The sequence below is a fragment of the Actinomadura chokoriensis genome, from assembly GCF_041463665.1.
Lineage (GTDB): Bacteria > Actinomycetota > Actinomycetes > Streptosporangiales > Streptosporangiaceae > Spirillospora > Spirillospora chokoriensis_A.
In genome coordinates, this window is the sequence record NZ_JAXCEJ010000001.1 from 190,659 (window position 1) to 213,693 (window position 23,035).

The 23,035-nt window shown below is 73.0% G+C and carries 22 protein-coding genes; 11 read left to right on the forward strand and 11 right to left on the reverse strand.

Going from position 1 to position 23,035, the window contains the following annotated elements:
- Positions 1-233 precede the first annotated feature (233 nt).
- The 3 genes from SM418_RS00920 to SM418_RS00930 are packed head-to-tail and all read right to left on the reverse strand — an operon-like array spanning position 234 to position 2,105.
- On the reverse strand, positions 234-1,184 hold the full coding sequence (locus SM418_RS00920; protein ID WP_371938820.1) for an NAD-dependent epimerase/dehydratase family protein: 951 nt from the start codon (positions 1,182-1,184) through the stop codon (positions 234-236).
- A gap of 22 nt (positions 1,185-1,206) precedes the next feature.
- Positions 1,207-1,503: a mycothiol system anti-sigma-R factor gene (rsrA, locus tag SM418_RS00925; RefSeq protein ID WP_371938819.1), complete on the reverse strand. Its 297-nt coding sequence runs from the start codon at positions 1,501-1,503 to the stop codon at positions 1,207-1,209.
- Complete coding sequence (locus tag SM418_RS00930) at positions 1,500-2,105, reverse strand: sigma-70 family RNA polymerase sigma factor (protein WP_443098354.1); 606 nt, start codon at positions 2,103-2,105, stop codon at positions 1,500-1,502. The genes rsrA and SM418_RS00930 overlap by 4 nt, the downstream gene beginning before the upstream one ends.
- A 317-nt stretch (positions 2,106-2,422) precedes the next feature.
- Here SM418_RS00930 and SM418_RS00935 point away from each other — a divergent pair, with 317 nt between their 5' ends.
- Positions 2,423-3,223, forward strand: a complete 801-nt coding sequence (locus SM418_RS00935) for a class I SAM-dependent methyltransferase (RefSeq protein ID WP_371938817.1) — start codon at positions 2,423-2,425, stop codon at positions 3,221-3,223.
- On the opposite strand, the gene SM418_RS00940 is transcribed toward SM418_RS00935, so the two are convergent.
- Both SM418_RS00940 and SM418_RS00945 read right to left on the reverse strand, forming a co-directional pair.
- On the reverse strand, positions 3,220-3,549 hold the full coding sequence (locus SM418_RS00940) for a TraR/DksA family transcriptional regulator (RefSeq protein ID WP_371938816.1): 330 nt from the start codon (positions 3,547-3,549) through the stop codon (positions 3,220-3,222). The genes SM418_RS00935 and SM418_RS00940 overlap by 4 nt on opposite strands.
- A gap of 53 nt (positions 3,550-3,602) precedes the next feature.
- Positions 3,603-4,397, reverse strand: coding sequence for an SOS response-associated peptidase (locus tag SM418_RS00945; protein ID WP_371938815.1), 795 nt, complete (start codon positions 4,395-4,397; stop codon positions 3,603-3,605).
- A 75-nt stretch (positions 4,398-4,472) separates the two neighbouring features.
- Between SM418_RS00945 and SM418_RS00950 the strand changes: the two genes are divergently transcribed.
- The 8 genes from SM418_RS00950 to lhgD all read left to right on the forward strand — a co-directional run bounded on the left by SM418_RS00950 (position 4,473) and on the right by lhgD (position 12,805).
- On the forward strand, positions 4,473-5,357 hold the full coding sequence (locus SM418_RS00950) for a DoxX family membrane protein (protein ID WP_371938814.1): 885 nt from the start codon (positions 4,473-4,475) through the stop codon (positions 5,355-5,357).
- Positions 5,358-5,467: 110 nt separating this feature from the next.
- On the forward strand, positions 5,468-6,061 hold the full coding sequence (locus SM418_RS00955) for a sigma-70 family RNA polymerase sigma factor (RefSeq protein WP_371938813.1): 594 nt from the start codon (positions 5,468-5,470) through the stop codon (positions 6,059-6,061).
- Entirely contained in the window at positions 6,058-6,786 is a 729-nt protein-coding gene (locus SM418_RS00960) for an anti-sigma factor family protein (protein WP_371938812.1), read from the forward strand. The genes SM418_RS00955 and SM418_RS00960 overlap by 4 nt, the downstream gene beginning before the upstream one ends.
- Positions 6,787-6,897: 111 nt before the next feature.
- On the forward strand, positions 6,898-8,217 hold the full coding sequence (gene aroA / locus SM418_RS00965) for a 3-phosphoshikimate 1-carboxyvinyltransferase (RefSeq protein ID WP_371938811.1): 1,320 nt from the start codon (positions 6,898-6,900) through the stop codon (positions 8,215-8,217).
- Positions 8,218-8,274: 57 nt separating this feature from the next.
- Positions 8,275-9,240: a ribosome small subunit-dependent GTPase A gene (rsgA, locus tag SM418_RS00970; protein WP_371938810.1), complete on the forward strand. Its 966-nt coding sequence runs from the start codon at positions 8,275-8,277 to the stop codon at positions 9,238-9,240.
- 989 nt (positions 9,241-10,229) lie between these two features.
- Positions 10,230-11,033 carry a histidinol-phosphatase gene (gene hisN, locus SM418_RS00975; RefSeq protein WP_371939016.1) on the forward strand — a complete coding sequence of 268 codons (804 nt, stop codon included), beginning with the start codon at positions 10,230-10,232 and terminating at the stop codon, positions 11,031-11,033.
- 324 nt (positions 11,034-11,357) lie between these two features.
- On the forward strand, positions 11,358-11,549 hold the full coding sequence (locus SM418_RS00980; protein WP_132192914.1) for a tail-anchor membrane protein: 192 nt from the start codon (positions 11,358-11,360) through the stop codon (positions 11,547-11,549).
- Between the two features lie 68 nt (positions 11,550-11,617).
- The gene (gene lhgD / locus SM418_RS00985) at positions 11,618-12,805 is read left to right on the forward strand and encodes an L-2-hydroxyglutarate dehydrogenase (RefSeq protein WP_371938809.1); all 1,188 of its coding nucleotides are present in this window, start codon (positions 11,618-11,620) and stop codon (positions 12,803-12,805) included.
- Between the two features lie 32 nt (positions 12,806-12,837).
- Here the strand turns inward: lhgD and SM418_RS00990 are convergent, their stop codons facing one another.
- Positions 12,838-13,458, reverse strand: coding sequence for a TetR/AcrR family transcriptional regulator (locus SM418_RS00990; protein ID WP_371938808.1), 621 nt, complete (start codon positions 13,456-13,458; stop codon positions 12,838-12,840).
- Positions 13,459-13,561: 103 nt separating this feature from the next.
- Between SM418_RS00990 and SM418_RS00995 the strand changes: the two genes are divergently transcribed.
- The gene (locus SM418_RS00995) at positions 13,562-14,431 is read left to right on the forward strand and encodes an oxygenase MpaB family protein (RefSeq protein WP_371939015.1); all 870 of its coding nucleotides are present in this window, start codon (positions 13,562-13,564) and stop codon (positions 14,429-14,431) included.
- Positions 14,432-14,434: 3 nt separating this feature from the next.
- Here the strand turns inward: SM418_RS00995 and SM418_RS01000 are convergent, their stop codons facing one another.
- The 5 genes from SM418_RS01000 to SM418_RS01020 all read right to left on the reverse strand — a co-directional run bounded on the left by SM418_RS01000 (position 14,435) and on the right by SM418_RS01020 (position 21,972).
- Positions 14,435-15,259, reverse strand: a complete 825-nt coding sequence (locus SM418_RS01000; protein WP_371938807.1) for an SDR family oxidoreductase — start codon at positions 15,257-15,259, stop codon at positions 14,435-14,437.
- The gene (locus SM418_RS01005) at positions 15,256-16,611 is read right to left on the reverse strand and encodes a cytochrome P450 (protein WP_371938806.1); all 1,356 of its coding nucleotides are present in this window, start codon (positions 16,609-16,611) and stop codon (positions 15,256-15,258) included. The genes SM418_RS01000 and SM418_RS01005 overlap by 4 nt, the downstream gene beginning before the upstream one ends.
- Positions 16,612-16,712: 101 nt before the next feature.
- A complete protein-coding gene (locus SM418_RS01010; protein ID WP_371938805.1) occupies positions 16,713-19,772 on the reverse strand; it encodes an AMP-binding protein in 3,060 nt (1,019 codons plus the stop codon).
- A gap of 56 nt (positions 19,773-19,828) precedes the next feature.
- Positions 19,829-21,478, reverse strand: coding sequence for an AMP-binding protein (locus tag SM418_RS01015; protein ID WP_371938804.1), 1,650 nt, complete (start codon positions 21,476-21,478; stop codon positions 19,829-19,831).
- Between the two features lie 125 nt (positions 21,479-21,603).
- Positions 21,604-21,972: a DUF3054 domain-containing protein gene (locus SM418_RS01020; RefSeq protein ID WP_371938803.1), complete on the reverse strand. Its 369-nt coding sequence runs from the start codon at positions 21,970-21,972 to the stop codon at positions 21,604-21,606.
- Positions 21,973-22,090: 118 nt separating this feature from the next.
- Here SM418_RS01020 and SM418_RS01025 point away from each other — a divergent pair, with 118 nt between their 5' ends.
- Positions 22,091-23,026, forward strand: a complete 936-nt coding sequence (locus SM418_RS01025; RefSeq protein WP_371938802.1) for a DUF5996 family protein — start codon at positions 22,091-22,093, stop codon at positions 23,024-23,026.
- Positions 23,027-23,035 lie beyond the last annotated feature (9 nt).

Below are 23,035 nucleotides of genomic sequence, written 5' to 3' on the forward strand. Positions count from 1 at the left end.
GGTTAAAGCACTCAACGTAAGCGCACAATACTGGTGCACACCTGAATGCACGTGCACCAGCGAAGGCGTCCAGCAATCCCGCCCTTTATCCCGCCCGCCGACCGCGATGGTACGTCGTACCGTACCTCTTGGATGAAAAAGACTCACCCTAAGGAAATGGCCACAATGCGACACCCCCGTGTTTTGGAGTGCGCATCCGAATTCAGCCGCACGCCGGGCGATGGGCGTTCCGATCATCCGCGCGATGGGCGTTCCGACCAGCCGCGCGCGGCGTTCCGCTCGCGCGCCCAGGCGACGGTCTCGGCGAGGCCCTCGGCGAGGGACACCCCCGGCTCCCAGCCGAGCGCCTCCCGCGTCGCCCGCGGATCGACGGACATCGCGGGCAGATCACCCAGCCGGGACGGGGCGAACTCCGGCTCGTCGGGCGCGCCCGCCGCCCTCGCGACGAGCGTGTGCAGGTCGCGGTCGGTGGTCTGCAGGCCGGTGCCGACGTTGAGGCGGCGCCCCCCGCCGGCGTCCCCGGCCGCGCGGGCGAACGCGTCCACCACGTCCAGGACGTAGACGTAGTCGCGGGTCTGCGTGCCGTCGCCGTAGACCTTCGTCGGACGGCCGGACAGCAGCGCGTCCGTGAAGATGGAGACGACGCCGGCCTCGCCCTCGGGCGTCTGCCGCGGCCCGTAGACGTTCGCCAGCGTCAGCGTCGTGAAGTCGATGCCGTGCAGCCGCCGGTACATCGCCGCGTAGACCTCGCCGGAGACCTTCGAGGCCGCGTACGGGGAGGCGGGGCGCAGTTCGGCGTCCGCCGGGACGGGCAGCGCGTCCGGCACCCCGTACACCGCGCAGCTGGAGGTGAACACCACCTTGCGGCCGCCGGCCGCGCGCGCGGCCTCCAGCACGTTGGCGGTGCCGATCACGTTCGTGCGGGCGTCGGCCAGCGGGTCGGACACGCTGACGCGGACGCTGACCTGCGCGGCCAAATGGCAGATCACCTCGGGGCGCCGCGCCGCGGCCCGCTTCACCAGCGCCGGATCGGCGACGTCCATCTCCCACAGCTCCGCACCCGGACGGACGTTCGCGCCGGACGACATGTCGTCCACGCCGATGACCTGGTGGCCGTCCGCCAGGAGCCGGTCGACGAGATGGGATCCGATGAATCCGGCCGCGCCGGTGACGAGTGCTAGCACCCCCGGCACGATACCGAAGCGCTCAGGCGCTCCCGGACCGGTCCGCGCCGCCGGTCGACTTGATCTCGCCGCAGATCTCCTCGATGCGGCCGAGCACCTTGGCGCGCAGGTCCGTCGGGGCCTGCTCGCACCCGCAGGACTTGTTCACCAGTTTCTTGACGGCCTCTTCGAGGCCGTACTCGCGCAGGCAGGGGCCGCACTCGTCGAGGTGCTCGCGGACCTCGCCGCAGCCGCCCTGGTCGAGCTCACCGTCGAGATAGGTGTAGACCCGCGCCAGTACCTCGTCGCAAGGCGTCTCGTGGTGGTTGCCGCAGCTCATGTTGACCCCCTGCCGGCCCGGGTGAGGCCGCGCTCCTCAGCGTAGTCCTCCAGCATGCCGCGGAGCTGGCGCCGGCCGCGGTGCAGTCGGGACATCACCGTGCCGATGGGCGTGCCCATGATCTCGGCGATCTCCTTGTAGGCGAAGCCCTCGACGTCGGCGAGGTAGACGGCGATGCGGAACTCCTCCGGCAGGTCCTGCAGCGCCCGCTTGACGTCGGAGTCGGGCAGGTGCTCCAGCGCCTCGGACTCCGCGGACTTCAGCCCGCTGGAGGTGTGCGACTCGGCGCGCGCGATCTGCCAGTCCTCGATGTCCTCGGTGGCGGCCTGCTGCGGCTGGCGCTGCTTCTTGCGGTAGGAGTTGATGAACGTGTTGGTCAGGATGCGGTAGAGCCACGCCTTGAGGTTCGTGCCCTCCTTGAACTGGTGGAAGGACGCGAACGCCTTGGCGAAGGTCTCCTGGACGAGGTCCTCGGCGTCGGCCGGGTTGCGCGTCATGCGCAGCGCGGCCGAGTACAGCTGGTCCAAGAACGGGAGCACGTCGCGCTGGAACCGCTCCTGGCGCTGCTCCACGGTCTCCGTGGTGCCGGGTACCTGACCCACCCCCTCGGCTGTGGCGCCCGTGGCCCTGGCTCGGCCGGCGGCGCCGTGTTCCACAGACGATATCGGTCCGCGCGGCCTGCCGACGCGGACGGGTGCCCGCGCGTCGCCGCGGGAGGCCGCCGTACCGGCTCTCCGCTGCTGATCCGCGACGGCTGTGGTCATCGGCTTGCACCTCCGTGGTCGCTCACTGTGAGACGGTGCAACACCGGAACGGCCCCGCCGATTCCCGGTCCGATTCCCTGCGCCGGATCACTCAGGGTGATGACCGGCCCCGGACGGGGAAGGAATCTCATATACGGCAAGAACAGGAGCATTAGGTGCACTCCGTGCCTTCGGCGCGACCTTCCGAGCTCACCATCGCCAGCCTGCGCGACACCTCCGCGGGCGCGGCCGGAGACTCCCTGGCGCGCTACTGGTCGTTCTATCGGGCGGTGGCGGACGCCCAGCTCTTGCGCTGGCTGCCGCGCAGGCCATCGCGCGTCCTGGACGTCTCGGGCGGTCAGGGCCGCACCGCGGGCCGCGCCGCGGGCGCCGGCCACACGGTGCTGGAAGTGCGCGACCCGGGCCGTCCGGGCCGCGCGCCAAAGGACGAACCGGGCCCTCCCGCGCGCGGCACGATCCCGCTGATCGGCGACTCCGGCACGCTCCCCTACCTCGCCGACGCCTCCGTGGACGCCGTGGTCGCCGAGAACCGCGTGCTGTCCCGGCACCTCGCCACCGAGGCCACCGTCGCCGAGATCGTCCGCGTGCTGCGGCCCGGCGGGCGGGTCCTGCTCTGCGTCGACTCCCTCACCCTCGGGCTGGCGCTGCTCGCCGAGCGGAACTACTGGGCGCACCTGTCGGACGTCCCGAGCGCCGAGGTCGTCCTCGTCCCCTGGCCGGACGGGACGATCACCCGCTCCTTCTCGTCCCACCAGCTCCGCGAGCTGCTCGCCGACGCCGGCCTGGACGTCGAGTGGATCAGGCCCCGCACCGTGCTCTCGCCGTCCACGGTCGAGCACGTCCTGGCCGAGTCCCCGCGCGCGCTCTCCCGCCTGGTGCGGACGGAGCTGAACGCCCCCCGGACCGACGAGTCCCTGGGGATCCACCTGCTGGCGAGCGCGCGCAGGGTTCGCTAGCGCCTGCGGTCGTGCGCGGCCTGGCAGGTGATGCAGCGGGCGGCGTCCGGGCGGGCCTCCAGGCGGCCGTCCGGGACGGCCTCGCCGCAGTCGACGCACCGGCCGTAGGTGCCGGCGCCGATCCGCTCCAGGGCGGCGGCCACCGCGCCGCGATGGCGCTGGAGGGAGGCCAGCGCGGCCTCGACGCGGTCGTGTGCGGTGAGCCCGGCGCCGGCATCGGCGGCCGAGCCGTCGCGTTCGGGGGTCTCGCCGCGGAGAATGAGGATGGAACGGTCCAGATCGGCGAGCATGGCCTCGAGGCGGGAACGGGCGGCGGCGGTGTTCACGATCGTGCGAACTCCTCCCGCTGGGGCGGCCCCTCCCCGCCAGGCCGCTGCGGTCAGAACAAACTGTCGGAATGGTCGCCGAAATCATCCCCGGAATTCGCCGGTTCTATGAGTTCCGGCCCGTTGTTTCGCACGCTGTTGACCGCCTTGGACACCGGGTAGGCGTCCATTGTCCCGGCCATCGCGGGCACGAGCAGGCCGCGGACCCGCTCGGTGTCGGTCAACTCGGGGTCGAGCCAGGCGTCCCAGCGGTCCGGCTCGACGATCATCGGCATCCGGTCATGGATGCGGCCGAGATCGTCGGGCGCGTCGGTGGTGATCACCGTGCACGTCCACACCCACTCGTCCTCGGGCGACTTCCACAGTTCGTAAAGCCCGGCCATCGCCATGATCGCGCCATCGTTCGGATGGATGAAATAGGGCTGCTTCAGCGGCTTCTTCTTGGCCTTCTTCTCGCCCTGCGCGGGGTCCGGCGAGTCGCCCTGGCCCTGGACCGTGTACCACTCGAAGTAGCCGTCGGCGGGCAGCAGGCAGCGGCGGCGGGCGAAAGCGCGGCGGTACGACGGCTTCTCGTGCACCGTCTCGAACCGCGCGTTGATCATGCGGGAGCCGATGGAGAGGTCCTTGGCCCAGGACGGGACGAGCCCCCAGCGCACGGTCCGCAACTGGCGGACCGCGGGCTCCTCCTCGGGCGCGTCCTTAGGGCGCCGGTTCAGGACGACCGGGACCTGCTTCGTCGGGGCGACGTTGTAGTCGGGCTGGATTTCCCCGTCGACGGCGTCGAACTGCACCTGGAACTCGTCCAGCAGTTCCTGACGCGCCCGGGTGGTGGCATAGCGTCCGCACATGGTCCCATCAGACCACGAGCCGCCGACGGCGGGGCGGCGCGCTTGAGCCGCCACGCGTTGGGCATGTAGCCGTTCATGCGACCCTTCACGACCTTGGCCCGCCCCCTCGTGGCGGCGCCGTACATCATGACCGGCCTGGACGCCATACGCGACCCGCGCGAACGCGCCGAGCAGGTCGGCCCGGCCGTCAAGCCCGTCGCCGAGCGGATCGAATGGATGCCGAAGGACCCCGAGACCCTCGTCCGCATCGAGGGCGCGCTCAGCCTCGGCACGGGCGCGCTGCTGCTGACCGGCAGGTTCCGCCGGCTGACGACGCTGCTGCTCGCCGCGCAGCTGATCCCCGCGCTGGCGACCGAGCACCGCTACTGGACCGAGGACGACCCCGAGCGCCGCGCGAACGAGCGCTCCCACCTGCTGAAGAACGCCGCGCTGTTCGGCGCGCTGCTCATGTCGGCGACCGAGCCGCGCCGCCCGCCCCGCACGGCGGAGCTGCGCCGCGCCGTCCGCGAGACGCAGATCAGGAGCGGCGCCGAGGCCAAGGCCATGCGCCGCGAGGCCGCCGCCACGCTGCGCGACGCCCGCCGCGAGGCCGCCCGCCAGGTGCGGATCGCCCGCGCGGAGGGCGGCCGGAAGGCCGCCAAGCAGGCCGGCAAGGCGAGGAGGGCGGGCCCGAAGACCGGCGGCATGTTCAAGATCGGCAAGGTCGCGGGCAAGACCACCGGCAGGAGCGCCGCCAAGACCGTGAAGGCGAGCACCGCCGCTCAGGCCGCACGAGCCGCGAAGGCCGGAAAGATCGCGAAGGCGTCCACCGCCGCCCAGGCCGCGAAAGCCGCGAAGGCCGGCAAGTCCGTGAAGGCCGGCACCGCCACTCAGGCCGCGAAAGCCATGAAGGCCGGCAAGACGGTGAAGGCGGGCACGGCCGTCCAGGCGGGCAAGGTCCTGGAGGCCGTCAAGCGCTGACTTCCCGAAGAGAACCTTAAAAGACCCTCAAAGCCGTTGAACCGGGAGGCGGGGCGGTCCCGTACTGCCAGGTGACCGCCCGCATTCACCCCCACGGAGACGCCCCGGCCATGGCAGTTCCCGGATCGACCGGTCGCCAGCCCGGCGGGTTGCGCAGCCTGCTCCGCCGCCCCGGCACGGCACGGCCGCCTTCGGCCGCCGGCGACGAAGAGATCGTCGCCGAGCTGTACCGCGAGTACCATCGGCCCCTCCTCGCGTTCGTCCTCCGGCTGACCGGCGGTGACCGCCAGTGGGCCGAGGACGTGGTGCAGGAGACCATGATCAGGGCGTGGCGCAGCGCGGACCGGCTGGACGACCGGACGTCCTCGCTGATGCCGTGGCTGGCCACGGTCTCCCGGCGTATCGTGATCGACAACCGGCGGCAGCGCGAGGTCAGGCCGCCGGAGGTCGGCGACGGCCCCCTGGAGAACCTCCCGATGGCGGACGAGATGGACGGCCTGCTGCGCAAGGTCGTCGTGACGGAGGCGCTGGAGTCCCTCTCCCCCGCGCATCGGCAGGCGCTGACGGAGACGGTGCTGCGCGACCGTACGGTGAACCAGGCCGCCGAGTACCTCGGCATCCCGGTGGGGACGGTCAAGTCCCGCGTGTACTACGCGCTGCGCGCGTTGCGCGTCGCCTTGGAGGAGAGGGGGGTGACCTCATGAGTTCCCAGATCGAGCACACCGACGTCGGCGCTTACGCGCTGGGCCTTCTCGAAGGCGGCGATCGTCGGGCGTTCGAGGCGCACCTGCACGGGTGCGGCCGCTGCCGGGCCGAGCTGGGCGAGCTGTCCGGGACGGCGCGGGCCCTCTTCGAGCTCGGGCCCGGGGCCGTCGAGCCCGGCTCCGAAGCGGCCGCGGAGGAGGACGAGCCCTCCCCATCCCCGGCCCCCGTGATCGACATGATGCGGCGCAGCCGGCGGGCCGACCGCCGGTTCCGCCGCGGCGCGTACGTGGTCGGCACCGCCGCCGCGGCGGCGGCGCTGGGCGCGGGCGTCGCGGTCGGCGCGGCGCTGAACGGCGACGACGGCGGCGCCCCGAAGCCGCCGCCGCCCGTGGCGCAGTCCGTCACGGTCCAGAAGTTCCAGGCGACGGACGCGAGCACCGGCGCGTCCGGGACGGTCGGCCTCGTCGACAAGGGCTGGGGCACGCAGGTCGACCTGGAGCTGCGCGGCATCAAGGGGCCGCTGCGGTGCCACCTGGAGGCCGTGTCGCGGGACGGCGAGCGCAGCGTCGTCGCGGGCTGGCGCGTCCCCGACAAGGGCTACGGCGTGCCGGGCCAGCCCAAGCCGCTGACCATGCAGGGCGGGACGGGCCTCGACCGGCGGCAGATCGACCACTTCGCCGTCATGCTGGACGACGGCGGGACGCTGCTCACCATCCCCCTGTGAGCCGCCCCCCTGTGAGCCGCCCCCTGTGACCCGCCCCCTGCCAGCCGCCCCCCTGTGAGGTGTCCTGGCGACACGCCCCGGTGACCCGTCCCGGGCCGATAACCTTGGGACATGCCCTCTCCGCATTGGTCCGCCCCGGTGGCGCACGTCCCGGTGGACGCCACCGTGCCGCTGCCCGGCTCGAAGTCGATGACCAACCGGGCACTGATCCTGGCCGCGCTCGCCGCCGCGCCCGGCCGGCTCGTCCGGCCGCTGCGCAGCCGCGACACCGACCTGATGGCCGCCGCCCTCGGCGCGCTCGGCGTCGGGATCACCGAGGAGGCCCCCGCGGCCGTCGCCGGGGCGCCCGGGGGGCCGTCTCCCGAGGCCGGCGCCGACTGGCGCGTCGTCCCGGGTGAGCTGCGGGGTCCGGCGACCGTCGACACGGGCCTGGCCGGGACGGTGATGCGGTTCCTGCCGCCGGTCGCGGCGCTCGCGTCCGGCGAGGTGTTCGTGGACGGCGACCCGCGCGCCCGGGAGCGGCCGATGGGCCCGATCATCGCCGCGCTGCGGGCGCTCGGCGCCGGCATCGACGACGGCGGGCGGGGCGCGCTCCCGTTCACCGTGCACGGGACGGGGTCGGTGAACGGCGGCGAGGTCGTGATCGACGCGTCCGGGTCGTCCCAGCTCGTGTCGGGGCTGCTGCTGGCCGCGCCGCGCTTCGACAAGGGCGTCGAGGTCCGGCACGAGGGCCCGCCGGTGCCGTCGGGGGCGCATCTGACGATGACCGTCGAGATGCTCCGCGAGGCGGGAGCGGCGGTCGAGACGGACGAGAACGCCTGGCGGGTCGCGCCCGGGCCGCTGGAGGGCCGCGACTGGGTGATCGAGCCGGACCTGTCGAACGCGGCGCAGTTCCTCGGCGCCGCGCTCGTCACCGGCGGGCGGGTGACCGTGCCGGACTGGCCGGCCGAGACGGCGCAGCCGGGCGACGCGCTGCGCGGCCTGCTCACCGAGATGGGCGCCGAGGTCACCCACGGCCCGGACGGCCTGACGGTCCGCGGCCGGGGCGGGTTCCGCGGCCTGCGGGCCGACCTGCGCGGGGTCGGCGAACTGACCCCGGTGCTCGCGGCGCTCTGCGCGCTGGCCGACTCCCCGTCCAGGCTGACGGGCATCGCGCACCTGCGCGGCCACGAGACCGACCGGCTCGCCGCGCTGGTCGCCGAGATCAACGGCCTGGGCGGCGACGCCGCCGAGCTGCCGGACGGCCTGGAGATCCGTCCCCGCCCGCTGCGCGGCGGCGTCTTCCACACCTACGACGACCACCGGATGGTGATGGCGGCGGCGGTGCTCGGCCTGGCCGTTCCCGGCATCGAAGTGGAGAATCCAGGCACCGTGGGCAAGACTCTTCCGAACTTCACTCGGCAGTGGGCGTCGATGCTGGCGCCCGCCTGACGGCAGGGGCGGACACTGGCTCGACGAGCGCACGACTACGACGAGGACGACGTCCGGGTGCGGCCCGGCCGCCGCGGGACGCGGCCGCGCACCCGCCGCCGCCCGGCGCACGAGGACGCCTCGCCCGGGTTCGTGACCGCGGTGGACCGGGGCCGCTACCGCTGCCTGGTCGACCCCGGCACCGGCGACGAGCGCGCCGTCACCGCGATGCGCGCCCGCGAGCTCGGCCGCAAGGGCGTCGTCGTGGGCGACCGGGTGGCGCTGGTCGGGGACGTGTCCGGCGCGACCGACACCCTGGCCCGCATCGTCCGGGTGGAGCCGCGCACCTCCGCGCTGCGCCGCACCGCCGACGACACCGACCCGTTCGAGCGGATCATCGTCGCGAACGCCGGCCAGCTCGTCATCGTGACCGCGCTGGCCGACCCCGAGCCGCGCCCCCGCATGATCGACCGGCAGCTCGTCGCCGCCTACGACGCCGGCATGGACCCGCTGCTCTGCCTCACCAAGGCCGACCTCGCCGACCCCGGCGCGCTGATCGCCGAGTACGCGCCCCTCGGCGTCCCCTACGCGGTGACCCGGCGCGGCGGCGGCCTGGACGAGCTGCGCGGCCACCTGACCGGCCGCACCAGCGTGCTCGTCGGCCACTCGGGCGTCGGCAAGTCGACCCTGGTGAACGCCCTCGTCCCGGACGCCGAGCGCGCCGTCAGCCACGTCAACGCGGTCACCGGGCGCGGCCGGCACACCTCCTCGTCCGCGATCGCGCTGGAGCTGCCCGGCGCGGACGGCTGGATCATCGACACCCCGGGGGTGCGCAGCTTCGGCCTGGCGCACGTCGACCCCGGGCACGTGATCAACGCGTTCGACGACCTGGCCGAGGGTGCCGCCGAGCGCTGCCCGCCGCACTGCGACCACTTCCAGGACGACTGCGGCCTGGACGGCTGGGTCGCCGAGGGCCACGCCTCCCGGGCCCGCCTCGACTCGCTGCGCCGCCTTCTCACGAGCCGCGAGACGGACGCCGAGTAGCGGGCGCGGCGCGGGTCAGCCGCGCGACTCCTCGAAGAGGGCCCTGGCCTTGCCTCCGCCTCGTTGAGGGCCTTGACGTGCCGGGGCGCGAGTTCCTCCACGCACCGGGTCATCTCCTCGGTGACGTGGCTGAACGCGCTCTCCTCCGCGCCGCGCAGCGCCGCCCGCACGGTCGCGGACCGTGCGCCGAGCGCGGACCATTCCAGCTCCAGCCGCGCCACGGCCTCGTCGAACGCCCGGGTCGTCTCGGCGCCCGCGGCCTTCAGCTCGTCCGGGATCGGCCCCCGGCCCGCCTTGCGCGCCTGACCGGACAGGGCCGAGATGCGGCCGGCCAGCGCCAGGCCCTCGCGGGCGAGCGGCAGCACGTCGTGGATCAGGTCGGTGACCGCCTGCGCCAGTTCCTCCACCCGGGTGAGGAGCGTCCGCGTCGCGTCCTCAAGCGCGCTGGACGTGCGGTCGGCGACGGCGCCGGCCACGTCCTGCTGCTGCCTGGACAGCACCGGGACGACGTCGCGGTCCAGCAGGCCGCGCAGCTCGCGCTCCCGGGCGCCGCGGTCGCCGGGCGCGGCCCGCCCGGCCCAGTCCGCCCAGACCCGTTCGATGCGCTCCTCCCCGGACGCGGCGATCTCCGCCGTGATCTCGTCCAGGGCCTCGCCCGCCCGGGCCTTCAGCCGCTCCACGCGCTCGTGGAGCGCCTCGCGTTTGAACGGGTCGTTGAGCTCGTTGAGCTGCGCCTGCAGCCGACGGGACACGTCGATGGCGTGCTCTGCCAGGGGGACGAGGCGGTCGGCGAGCTCGTCGAGCGTCGCCGCCCGGCGCGGGTCGGTCAGCTCGGTCACCCACGGGGGAAGGTCGTGCGGCATGGCCACCATGCTGCCACCACCCGTCCCCCGAAACCGGCGGGCGCGCCACGTCCGGCCGACCGAAAAGCCGGAACGGCACGGGTAAGTGTGTCTGGCCAGGGGGCGATCAGGGTACCGTTGCTCGCCGTGGCGGGCTATTCCGATGACCTTCGTCTCGCGCATGTACTGGCGGACGGGGCGGACGACATCACGACCAGGCGTTTCCGCGCCCTCGATCTCAGCGTCGAGACCAAGCCGGACTTGACGCCGGTCAGCGACGCCGACCGCAGCGTGGAGGAGCAGATCCGCGGCACGCTCAAGCGGGCGCGCCCGCGGGACGCGGTGCTCGGCGAGGAGTACGGCAAGACGGGGTACGGGAACCGCTGCTGGATCATCGACCCGATCGACGCGACGAAGAACTTCGTGCGCGGCGTCCCGGTGTGGGCGACGCTGATCGCGCTGATGGAGAACGACGAGATCGTCGTCGGGGTGGTGTCGGCGCCCGCCCTCAACCGGCGCTGGTGGGCGGCGAGGGGCGGCGGCGCCTGGACGGGACGCAGCCTCACCCGCGCCACCCGGATGAACGTGTCGGCGGTCGGCGAGCTGTCGGACGCGTCCCTGTCGTTCTCCAGCCTCAGCGGCTGGGAGGAGCAGGGCCGCCTCATGCAGTTCCTCGAACTGACCCGGTCGGTGTGGCGGACGCGGGCGTTCGGCGACTTCTGGTCGCACATGATGGTCGCCGAGGGCTCGGTCGACATCTCCGCCGAACCCGAGGTGTCGCTGTGGGACCTCGCCGCGCTCCAGGTCATCGTGGAGGAGGCCGGCGGCATGTTCACCGACCTCTCCGGGGTGCCGGGCCCGGACGGCGGCAGCGTGGTGTGCACGAACGGCAAGCTGCACGCCGAGGTCCTGCGGAACCTGGGCGGCGGCCAGCTCTCCCTGCGCATCTGACCCTGCGCATCTGACCCTGCGCATCTGACCCTGCGCATCTGACCCTGCGCATCTGACCCTGCACATCTGACCCTGCACATCTGAGCCTGCGCATCTCCCAGCCGCGCGTCTGACCACGCGCATCACGCGCATCTGGACCACGCGCATCTGACCACGCGCTTCCGACCGCCGGGGGCTGGGCATACTTCCGCCGGGGCCAGATCATCATGGCCATCCGCCCGACTCGCGACATATCGTGGAACAGCGGGCGCGGGACGGCCGTTGTTCCAGTTGGGCGGCGGTTCGAGACGTTCCAGTCGGGCGGCCCGTAAACGGAGGTACCAGATGTCGACCCAGACCAAGGTAGTGATCGGCGGCGTCGTCGTCGGCTTCCTGACCCTGTTCGTCTTCCCGTGGTGGCTGAGCGCGCTGATCATCCTCGGCGTCCTCGGCGCACCGCTCGTCGGGTACATGATGCTCGACCCGTCCCAGCGCAAGCGGGTCCGCGCGCAGGGGCGCAAGCGCCTCGGGAGCTGACCCCTCGGCCGCCGGGTTCCGGGGGTCGTCCCCCGGGACCGGCTCGCACCCCCGGTTAGGGTGCGGGGATGGCGGAGACACGGGTCGGCGTCGTCGGCGCGGGGATTCTCGGGCTGGCGATCGCGCGCCGGCTGACCGAGACGCGTCCGGGCGTGCGGGTGACGGTCCTCGACAAGGAGGACCGTGTCGCGGCCCATCAGACGGGCCACAACAGCGGCGTCGCCCACGCGGGCCTGTACTACGCGCCGGGGTCGTTGAAGGCGACCCTCTGCAGGCGCGGGATCGGCCTGCTCAAGGAATACTGCACTGATCGCAACCTGCCCTACGAGGAGTGCGGCAAGCTCGTCGTGGCGCGGGACGCGTCCGAACTGGCCGCCCTGGACGAGATCGAGCGGCGCGCGACGGCCAACGGGGTTCCGGGGCTGCGGCGCCTGGCGGGCGGCGGGCTGCGGGAGATCGAGCCGCACGCCGCCGGGGTGGCCGCGCTGCACTCCCCCACCACCGCGATCGTCGACTTCCCGGCGGTCGCCCGCGCGTTCGCGGGCGACGTCGCCGAGGGCGGCGGCGAGGTCAGGCTCGGCTTCGAGGTCGTCCGGCTCGGGCGGGCCGGCGACCGCGTCACGGTCGCGTCCCCGCACGAGGAGCTCGTCTTCGACAGGCTCGTGGTCTGCGCCGGGCTCCAGTCCGACCGGGTGGCGCGGCTGGCCGGCGACGCACCGGCCCCGGCGATCATCCCGTTCCGCGGCGAGTACTACCGGCTCGTCCCGTCCCGGACGGATCTGGTCCGCGGCCTCATCTACCCGGTGCCCGACCCCCGCTATCCGTTCCTCGGCGTGCACTTCACGCGCCGCGTCGACGGCGGGGTGGACATCGGCCCGAACGCCGTCCTGGCCCTGGCCAGGGAGGGGTACCGGCGGCGCGACGTCCGCCCGGCCGACCTCTGGGAGACGGTCCGCTGGCCCGGCTTCCGGCGCCTGGCGCGGCGGCACTGGCGGACGGGCGCGAAGGAGCTGTACGGGTCGGCGGTCAAGCGCGCGTTCGTCGCCGAGGCGCGCGGCTTCGTGCCGGAACTGGCGGCGGACGACGTCGTCGCGGCCCCCGCCGGGGTCCGCGCGCAGGCGGTGGACCCCGACGGCTCGCTCGTGGACGACTTCCGGATCGGGCGGGTCGGCCCGGTCGTGACGATCCGCAACGCCCCGTCCCCGGCGGCGACGTCCTCCCTGGCCATCGCCGAGCACGTCGCCGGGCGGCTCTAGTCCCAGAGCTCGCGGACGTCGCCGCGCGGGGGTCAGGGTCGGAGCATGCGGGTGAGGTAGTCGCGGGCGAAGGCGCGGATGGCGTCCTCGTCGTCGAGCTCCAGGCCGCCGCCGGGGACGAGCAGCAGCGACACGGCGAGCCGCAGCAGCACCTCGGCGACGGTGTTGTGGTCCTCCGCGCCGCCGGGACGGGCACGGCGCAGCCGGTCGGCGAGGATGTCGCGGGCGGCGAGCATCACCGCGCCGCCGTTCATGCTGAGCTGGGGGAGGAACGCCTCGGGCTCGCTCTCCAGGACGCGCGTCATCAGCGGATGCGTGCGGGCGCTGCGCAGCCCGACCACGAACCCCTCGACCACGGCGTCCTCGGCGGAGGCGAGGTCCTCGGTGGCCTCGGCGATCGCGGTGAGGAACCGGTGGCACTCGCGGAGGATCACCGCCTGGAGCAGCTGCTCCTTGTTGGAGAACCGCCGGTAGATGGTGGTGCGCGCGGCCCCGGCCCGCTTGGCGACGTCCTCGACGCTGACCCTGCGCAGCCCGTAGGTCTCGAACTCCGCGAGCGCGGCGTCCAAAATGCGGGTGTCGAGGTCGTCGGCGGTCTCCGGCGTCGCCAGCCGCGCCGCCAGCCCCTCCGCGCTCCGCACGTCCATCGTCATAGCCGCACCCTAGCCGGATCGGGCGCCCGGTCCGTGACACCGGACGCGACAGAGCTACAATAATCGTCAAATTGTACTTCTGTCTCACACTGCGGCGGTGCACATGACGGACCAGGCCGAGACGCAGCCCCCCGCCCCGCTCGGGCCGGGCTCGCTGACCTGGCGCTACTTCGGCGACACCCGGACGCTCCTCGTCGGCCCCCGGGCGGCGATCCTGCAGAACATGCTCCCCGCGCTCGGCCAGGGCGTCCTCGACCACTCGGTGTTCTTCTCCGAGACGTTCGCGCGGCTGAAGCGGTCCGCCGGCCCGATCCTGGACACCGTGTACGGCGCGGAGCGGTCCGCCGAGACGGGCCGGAAGGTCCGCGACTACCACCGCGAGATCAAGGGGACGATGCCGGACGGCACCCGCTACCACGCGCTCGACCCCGAGACGTACTACTGGGCGCACGCGACCTTCCTCGACAACATGCTGTACGCGATCGAGACGTTCATCAGGCCCCTCGGCGAGGCGGAGAAGCGCCGCATCTACGAGGAGTCCAAGACGTGGTTTCGGATGTACGGGGTCAGCGACCGGGCCGTGCCGGAGGACTGGGAGGCGTTCCAGGCGTACTGGAAGCGGATGCTGGACGAGGAGATCGTCGCGCACAAGACCGCCCGGTACGGCGTCGGCTACGCCACCAAGGGCCTGCCGAGGCCGAAGCAGGTGCCGGCGCCGGTGTGGCGGGCGGTGTCGCCGCCGCTGAACGCGGTCGCCCGGTTCATCACGGTCGGCGGGCTGCACCCGCGCATGCGCGAGCTGCTCGAGCTGCCGTGGAGCGCCGCCGACGAGCGCCGCTACCGGCGGTTCGCGGCGGCCGTCCGGGCGGGCGGGCGGGCGTGGCCGCTGCTGCCCGAGGCCGTCCGCTACCTGCCGCAGGCCCGCCGCGCCCGTGCCCTGGCCAGGGCACGCCGGAAGGCCCGGCGGGCCTGAGCGTCAGGAGCCGGAGCGGATCCGGGCGTCGTACTCCTTGCGGGCGTCCGGATCGTACTCCAGGAAGATCTTGTCGAGGCCGAGCCGGCGGGACGCCGCCTGCCGGAGCCGCTCGGGGAGCAGCGCCCCCACCTTGACCTGCGTGCCGAGCTTCTTCGGCACGGCCACCTGCGGGCGCGGCCTGCGGATCACCTCGACGACGGCGGCGGCGATGTCCTCCGGCTCGCAGTTCTTCTGCCCCTTGGGGCTCGCCGTCCCGGCGACCAGCTCGGTGTTGGTGAACGTCGGCAAAACGGCGCTGACGTGCACGCCCCGGTCCCGCACCTCCTGCCGGGTCGCCTCGGTGAACCCGACGACGGCGGCCTTGCTGGCGTTGTAGAGGGCGAGGCCGGGGGTGAACAGGACGCCGGCGAGCGAGGCGATGTTGACGACGTGGCCGGAACCGCGGGGCAGCATCCGGCCGAGGGCGAGCTTGGTGCCGAGCATCACGCCGTGCACGTTGATGTCGAGGCACCGGCGGGCGTCGGCGTCGCTCTCGTCGGTGACCGGCCCGATCGGCATGATCCCGGCATTGTTGATCAGCACGTCGAGCGGCCCGGCGGCCTCCTCGGCCCGGTCGAGGAACGCGGTGAACGACTCGCGGGACGTGACGTCCACGGCGAGGCCCGTGACGCCGAGCGACTCGGCGGCCTCCTTGACGGCGGTCTCGTCGATGTCGCCGATGACGACCGTGACGTCATGCCCGTCGAACGAGGCGGCCTTGAGCGCGCGGGCCGTTGCGAGGCCGATCCCCCGCGCGGCTCCGGTGATGGCGATGACCTTGCTCATTGCTGCTCCAGGCGGTCGAGCCGGACGGGGAGCCCGTCCTTCGGCGAGGGGAGGGACGTGGTGTCCAGCGGCCATTCGTAGCGGGCGGGGACGCTCCAGCGGTAGCGCTGCAGAACCTGGTGCAGGATCGTCTTCACCTGCATACCCGCGAAGTACAGCCCGATGCACTTGTGCGCGCCGCCGCCGAAGGGGGCCCACGCGTACTTGTGGATCTTGTCCTCGCGGCGTTCCGGGGAGAACCGCTCGGGGTCGAACGTGTCCGGGTCCGGCCACCACTGCGGCATGTGGTGGTTGCTGAGCATCGGCACCACGACGAGGGAGCCGGCCGGAATGTGGAAGCCGAGGACGGAGGTGTCCTTGACGACCCTGCGCGGCAGCGCCGGGACGGGCGCGACCATCCGCAGCGATTCCTTCATCACCATGTCGATGCCGGTGAAGTGGTCGAGGTCGTCGTAGCCGGGCCGCGGCCTGCCGAGGTTCAGCGACTCCTCGCGCAGCCGCTCCTGCCATTCGGGGTACTTGGCCAGGTAGTAGAACATCGTGGTCAGCGTGATGGTGGTGGTGTCGTGCGCCGCCATCAGCGCGAAGATCATGTGGTTGACGACGTCCTCGTCGGTGAACCGTTCGCCGTCGTCGGTCTGGGCTTGGCAGAGAGCGGCGAACAGGTCGTCGCCGCCGTCGCGGCGCTTGGCGGGCAGGTGGCGGTAGAAGAACTCCTCCAGCACCTTGCGCGCCTGGAGGCCCTTGTGCCAGCGCAGGCCGGGGACGGGGAAGCGGACGTAGGCCGTCCCCGCCCGGACGGCGTCGATGAACGCGCCGTTGACCCGCGCGCGTTCGGCGTCGTCCAGTTCGATGCCCATGAAGACGTCGACGGCGAGGTCGAGCGTGAGCTTCTTGATCTGGTCGTACACCTTGAAGCCCGGACCGGGCTCCCACGACTCGAGGCCCGCGACGATGCCGGGCGCCATCGCCTCCATGTACGCCTGGAGCCGGGGGCGGGTGAACGCCTCCTGCATGATGCGGCGGTGGTGCAGGTGCTCCTCGAAGTCCAGGAGCATGATGCCGCGCGTGAAGAACGGCCCGATGAAGGTACTCCACGCGGGCCCGTTCGCGAACGCCTTGTCCCGGTTGACCAGGACGGCCTGGGCGGCCTCGGGCCCCTGGACCGTGACGGTGCGCTGCCCGAGCAGCCACCCCCAGGCGACGGGCCCGTACTGGTCGTACCGTTTCCGCGCCATCCCGATCGGGTCGCGCATCACGGCGAGGGTGCTGCCGATGTAGGGGACGCCGGGCACGCCGGGGACCGGTTTCAGGCCGCTGCCCTGCGGCGGCGGCGCGAGGACGCTCGTCATGACCCCTCCGGGAGGCGTGCAACAAAAGACCGAATTCTGTTGCTTTGTTCTAACCTAACGGACGGCCGTAAGTCCAGACTTATCCACCCGCGACTTGACCGTCAGCGCGCCTCGCGGGCCACCGCCGGCGACCGGAGCAGCCGCCGCCGGGCCGCGTCCGTCAGCGTCCGGTACGCGCCCGCCTTGTCCCGGTAGTAGGTGAGCCCGTCGCCCGCGGCGGGGACGCCCTCGTCCCGCAGCGAGGTCGTCGCCAGCCGCCGTCCCGCCGTGACGGGCACCTCGTCCACGACCCGGACGAGCGCCGGCCGCAGCCCCGGCTCGACCCGCAGCAGCGCCTCCGACAGGTCGATCGCCTTGACCGTCTCTTCGGAACGGGGACGGCCTCCCCCCGCGCCCCGGCGGGAGCTGCGGGCGTCCCGCAGGCTCACCGCGGCGGCGGCCAGTTCGCTCTCCCCCACGGGGATCCCGTAGACCGCGACGGTGTCGACATAGGGCAGGTCGCCGAGCGCGTCCCGGATCGGGCCGGGCGGGACGACGCCCTCCGCCGTGCGGATCAGCTCGTCCTCCCGCCCGACGAGCCAGTAGTCGCCGGACGCGTCCCGCCGGAAGAGGTCACCGGTGATCGTCCAGGCGTCGTCCGGCCGGAACAGGCCCCGCACCGGACGGGCCGCCGAGCCGGTCTCCGCGGGCCGCACCCGCGCGAGCAGCATGCCGATCTCCCCCGGCTCGCACCGGACCGCGAACCCGCCGGGCCCTTCGGCGAGCCGGCCGTTCTCCAGGTCGTACCGGGCGAGCCGCACCCGCGCGCTGCCCGGCAGCGGCCGCCCGAGCGAGCCGGGCTTCCTGCCGCTCAGGTTGACCAGGACCGCCTCGGCCTCCGTCGAGGCGTAGAACTCCAGGACCCTGGCCGGCGCAAAACGCTGCTCGACCCGACGCCACAGGCCGCGCGGCATGCCGGACCCGATGAACAGCCGGACGGCGTGGTGCCGCTCGGCCGGGTCCGGCGGCGCGTTCACGAGGTCGCGCAGCAGCGACCACGTGTACGACGCGACGGTCGCTCCGTAGCGGCGCGCCTCGTCCCAGAACGTCTCCGGGTCGAGCTCCCCATGGGAGGACGGCCCCTCGGGACCGGGAGCGCAGGCCAGCGCGAGCCGCGCACCGCCCGCGACGGCGCCGCCGAGGCTCATCAGCAGTGCGGACGGGTGCTGGAGCGGCGTGATGCTGTACACCGTGTCGGACGAGGACAGGGCGGCCGACGACGCCGTCCCGAACGCCGACAGGGCCCACCGCCGGTTCGTGATGCGGCTGGCCCGCAGATGCTCCCCTTCCCCTCGGAACAGCACGAAAGCGAGATCGCCGGCCCGTCCCGGATTGGGCCGGTGCCAGCCAGGCAGCTCCACCCGCTCGGGGTCGATGCTCTCCATGTCCACCAGCCTGTCCAGCAGCATGTCCACCAGCGACCCGCGGTCACCGCGCCCGACGCCGCCGAGCAGGTACCCTTGGACGCCCTCCAGGTCCGCGGCCCGCGCCGCGTGCTCGGGATCGGCGATCACCCGGGTCACCTGGCCGAGCCGCGCCTCCGCCGCCGGATCGCCGTCGGGACGGAGCAGGACGGCGACGGCGCCGAGCCGGCTCAACGCGGCGACCAGCGCCAGCGCGGTCGGCCGGGTGCCCATCAGCACGCCGACGGCGTCACCGCGCCGCACGCCGATGTGGATCAGCCCGCGCACGACGGCGTCGATACGACGCCTGGCCGCGTCGTGCGTATGCCCGCGCCCCCGGTACAGGAAGAAGACCTCGCCAGGCCGCCGCCGGGCCTGCTCGTCCAGCAGCAGCCCCATCGACATGCGGGTGTCGGACTGGATGCGTTCCAGCCGCGCCAGCCTCGGCAGGTTCTGCGCGGCCTCCCCGCCGAGCTGCCGGGTGCCGTGGACGACCTGCGAGGCGGTCCGGAACGCCGACCGCGCGGCGCTCGTCCCGACGCCCATCGCCAGCTGGAGCCCGTACCCGGCGTGGCCGCCGGGAAGGTCGGCGGGCTCGGCCTCCTCGTCCCCGGCCACGGGCGCGACGACCTCCGGGAGGTCGCCCTCGCCCTCCCGCCACAGGGCCCAGGAGGCGACGGCCGGCCAGGTCTGCGCGATCGCGAGGCCGCCGACGACGAGCCCGAAGTGCCCGGCGCGCAGCGACGCCTCGTACACCTGGGCGCGCGGCGCGGCCCGCCGGATGCCGCGCACCATCGGCGGCGTCGCGATCTCGTCGACCTCGCCGACGAACGTGAGGACGGGGCAGGTGATGTCGGCGAGCGTGACGAGCCGGTCCCCGATGAGGAACCCGCCCGTCAGCATCCGGTTGTGCTGGATGAACTGGCGGAGGAACTCGGCGAGAGCGGGGCCCGGCCACGACACCCAGCCCTCCCGCTCCAGGAACCGCCGCTGCCGCTCGCGCGGCGCGAGCCGCTCCCGGTCGTGCAACTGGAGGATGAAGTCGATCCTCGACCGCACCGACTTCACCGGGCTCAGCGCCTGGAACCCCAGCCGCGTCACCCACCCGGGCACCGCGAACCCGCCGAGGACCCGGTCGGGTATCCGTTCCACCCCCTCCGACGCGAGCCAGCTCGGCAGCCCGAACGGGAGCCCCTGGCTGGTGTCGGACGGGCTGCCGAACGTCACGACCGACTCGATGCCCTCGCTGCGCCGGTACGCGGCGGCCTGGTAGACGAACATGCCGCCCTGCGAGTACCCGGCGAGGTGGACGTCCCGTCCCGTGGCCTTCCGGATCCGGTCCACCGCGTCGCTGATCGCCAGCACATGGTCGCTGACGGTCCGCTCCAGCCCGCCGGGCTCGCGCTCGGGCGCGCCGAAGTCCACGACCCAGGGATCGACGCCGAGGTCGCGCAGGACGCGCACCGCGCTGACCCGCGAGGAGATGTCGTACACCTCCGCGGTGATCATCAGCGGCGGGACGAGCAGCATCACCGGCCCGCCCGCCGCCTCCGGGAAGTAGTGCCGCAGCCGGTACACGCGCTGCTCGGTCACGACCTCGCTGGGGGACGCGTCCTCATCCGTGTCGAATCCCCCGAACCGGGCGACCTCCAGGGCGTTCTGGGCAGTGGAGCCCAGGCGGGCGCCCAGGCGGAACAGCGTCTTCGCAACAGCCGGCATCGTCGACCTCTCACAGCGTCATCGCCATGGTGTCGTGTCCCCACCGGCTTTAGCAATCAGCGGACGACACGCGCCCCGTCCATCTGCCCGGCCTGCAGGCGCTCCCACATGTACCGGCGGCGGGGCTTGCCGCTGGACGTCCGCTGGATCAGCCCGGCGCCGATGACGACCGTCACCTCGACGTCCTCACCGACGCGCCGCCGGAGCATCTCGCGCACCCCCGGCACCCACTCCTCGCCCTGCGTCTCGGCGAACAGCGCGAGCCCCTTCTGCCCTGCGCCCGGCACGCCGACCACGACGATGCGGCCCTTCCCGAGACCGCTCACCTCGGCGATCTTGGATTCGAGATCCTCCACGTACACCGAACGCCCGCGGACCTTGATGCTGTCGCCCATCCTCCCGAGGACGAACAGCTGCCCCTCGTGGAAGAACCCGGCGTCCCCGGTGTAGACCTTGCCGTCCATGAACCGCGTCGACTTGGCCTCGGCCCCCGCGTAGTAGCCGGGACACGCCGACGCGCCCCCGACGACGATCTCACCGAGCAGCCCGTCCGCCAGCCGGTTCCCCTCGTCATCGACGATCTCGACGGGGACGTCCTCTTCGGGCTTGCCGCACCCCACGATCCATCCGGCCTTGGCGCCGAGCGACTGCGTCCCGAGCCGGTGCTGCTCCAGGATCCGCACGGGCTGCCCGAACGCCAGCGCCTCGGGGTCGGGCCGGACGGCGAGCGGATCGCGCTGCTCGCTGTCCATGGTGACCAGCAGCGTCGTCTCGGCCATCCCGTAGGCGGGCTTGAACATCGTCCGCGAGAATCCGTACGGCTCGACCAGCTGGGCGAACACCTCCAGCGCGTGCGGATCGATGGGCTCGGCGCCGATCAGCGCCATCTTCCATCCCGACAGGTCGAGCCCTTCCAACTGCTCCGGCTTGATCCGGCGCGCGCAGTAGGCGTAGGCGAACGGCGGCGCCGCCGTGTGGGCCGCCTCGCCGAAGCACCGGATCCACCGTGCGGGGTCACGGATGAAGTGATCCGGCCGCATCAGCTTCAGCATCCCCTGGCGCGCGATCGGGGTGATGAACGTGCCGATCAGCCCCATGTCGTGGTAGAGCGGCAGCCACGTGGCGACCACGTCGCCGTCCTCGTATCCGGCCATGCGGGCGATCAGGTCGCTGTTGGCCTCCAGGTTGTCCCAGGTGACCATGACGCCGCGCGGCGCGCCGCTCGACCCGGAGGTGAACTGCAGCAGCGCCAGCTCCCCGGCGGGCCGCACGCGGGCCTCCTCGGCGGCCTGGCGCGGCTGCCAGGGCTCGCCGCTCATCCCGGCCTCGTCCATGGCCCGTCCGGCGTACTCGTTCAGGTCCTTGGACGCGATCACGAGCGCCGGCGAGGCCTGCCGCAGGATGGCCGCGACATGGGCGACGTAGTCGTCGCCGTCCTGGAACAGCGGCGGCGTGATCAGGCATACGGTGGCCCCCGCCGCCCACACCCCGAAATACGTCTCGATGCAGGTGAAGTCCGTGGGCAGGATGAGGCACACCACGTCGCCCGGCCGGACGCCCTCCTCGATCAGCGCCCCGGCGGTGCGTCGCGCGGCGGACGCCAGCTCACCGTAGTCGCGGTACTCCCAGCCGCCGTCGTCGGCGGCCAGGTGCACGCCGCGTCCGGCGTTCGGCGCCTCCAGCCAGTCGCGCAGCGCAGATGCCATCGTGTCCCCTTCACCTGATCATGGTCACCCACGTGACTCGCGGGTAACTTCACCAGGACGACGCCGCTCCGTCAACCGGTTCGATCAGTCAGAGAGACCGGGCGGTCAGTTCGGGAAGGCTCCTGTCACCCCGCGGGGGTCGCCTTCCGCGCCCCGGCGAGCCGGGCCACCAGCCGCCACCCGAGCAGCGTCGCCCCGACGAAGACGGACGCCACGATCACGAACGCCGGAGCCGTCCCCTGCCCGGAGACGGCCCGGAGGACCATCCCCACCGCCACGGTGGACACCCAGAGACCGACCCCGACGGGCACCAGGACGTCCGGCCGCCGCCAGGCCCGCAGCAGCTCCCAGCCGACACCGAGCCCGGCGAGGAACGGCCAGGCGGTACCCGCGAACCCGGCCAGACTGGCGGCCTCCTCATGCGAGGCCCGCCCGATCGCCACGAAGGCGAGCACGCAGCAAACGTCCAGCAGCCCCGCCGCAATGTTCCGCATACCCCCAGGCTAAGCGCCGGGAACGATGCCGTGGACGCAGTGGAACGCGCGCCATCCGGGGTATCACGACCCAGATCATCGCCGGTGAGCGGCTGGAGCGTACGCACATGGAGGTGTGGTGGCCGATCAAGCGCAGCGATCCTGGCCCCGGTTGCGGCTCGCGGACTGGACCAAGACCCGCGACACCCTGCACATGTGGGCGCAGATCGTGGGGAAGGTCCGCCTGGCGCACGCGCCGCTGCTGAACCACTGGTGGCAGGTCACCCTGTACGTCAGCCCCCGGGGCCTGACCACCTCGGCGATCCCGTACGGCGACGGCGCCTTCGACATCGAGTTCGACTTCGTCGAGCACGTGCTGCGCATCAGGAGCAGCGACGGCGGATCCCGCACGGTCACCTTGGAGCCCAAGCCGGTGGCCGCCTTCTATGCCCAGGTCATGGACGCTCTCGCCGAGCTGCGGATCGAGGCGCCGATCCATGCCACCCCGAACGAGGTGGACCCGGCGATCCCGTTCGCCGAAGACCGCCGCAACGACTCCTACGATCCGCACGCCGCGCACCTGTTCTGGCGCCAGTTGCTGCAGGCCGACCGGGTCCTCGGCGAGTTCCGCTCCCACTTCTCCGGCAAGGTCAGCCCGGTGCACTTCTTCTGGGGCGCGATGGACCTGGCCTGCACGCGGTTCTCCGGCCGCCCTGCCCCGGCGCACCCCGGCGGGGCCCCGAACTGCCCGGACTACGTGATGAGCGAGGGCTACTCCGGCGAGCTGTCCAGCGCCGGCTTCTGGCCGGGCGGGGGCGAGGAGGGCGCCTTCTACTCCTACGCCTACCCGGAACCACCGGGCTTCCCCGACCACCCCGTGGGCCCACACGCCTTCTACAGCCGCGAGGCGGGCGAGTTCCTGCTCCCCTACGAGGCGGTGGCCGCCGCGGACGACCCGGACGCGACCGTGGCCGGGTTCTTCCGCAACACCTACGAGGCGGCAGCGGAGCTGGCCAACTGGGACCGCGCGACCCTGGAAGAGGACCCGCACCGCCTGACCCCGCTACAGCAGTGACCCCACCCG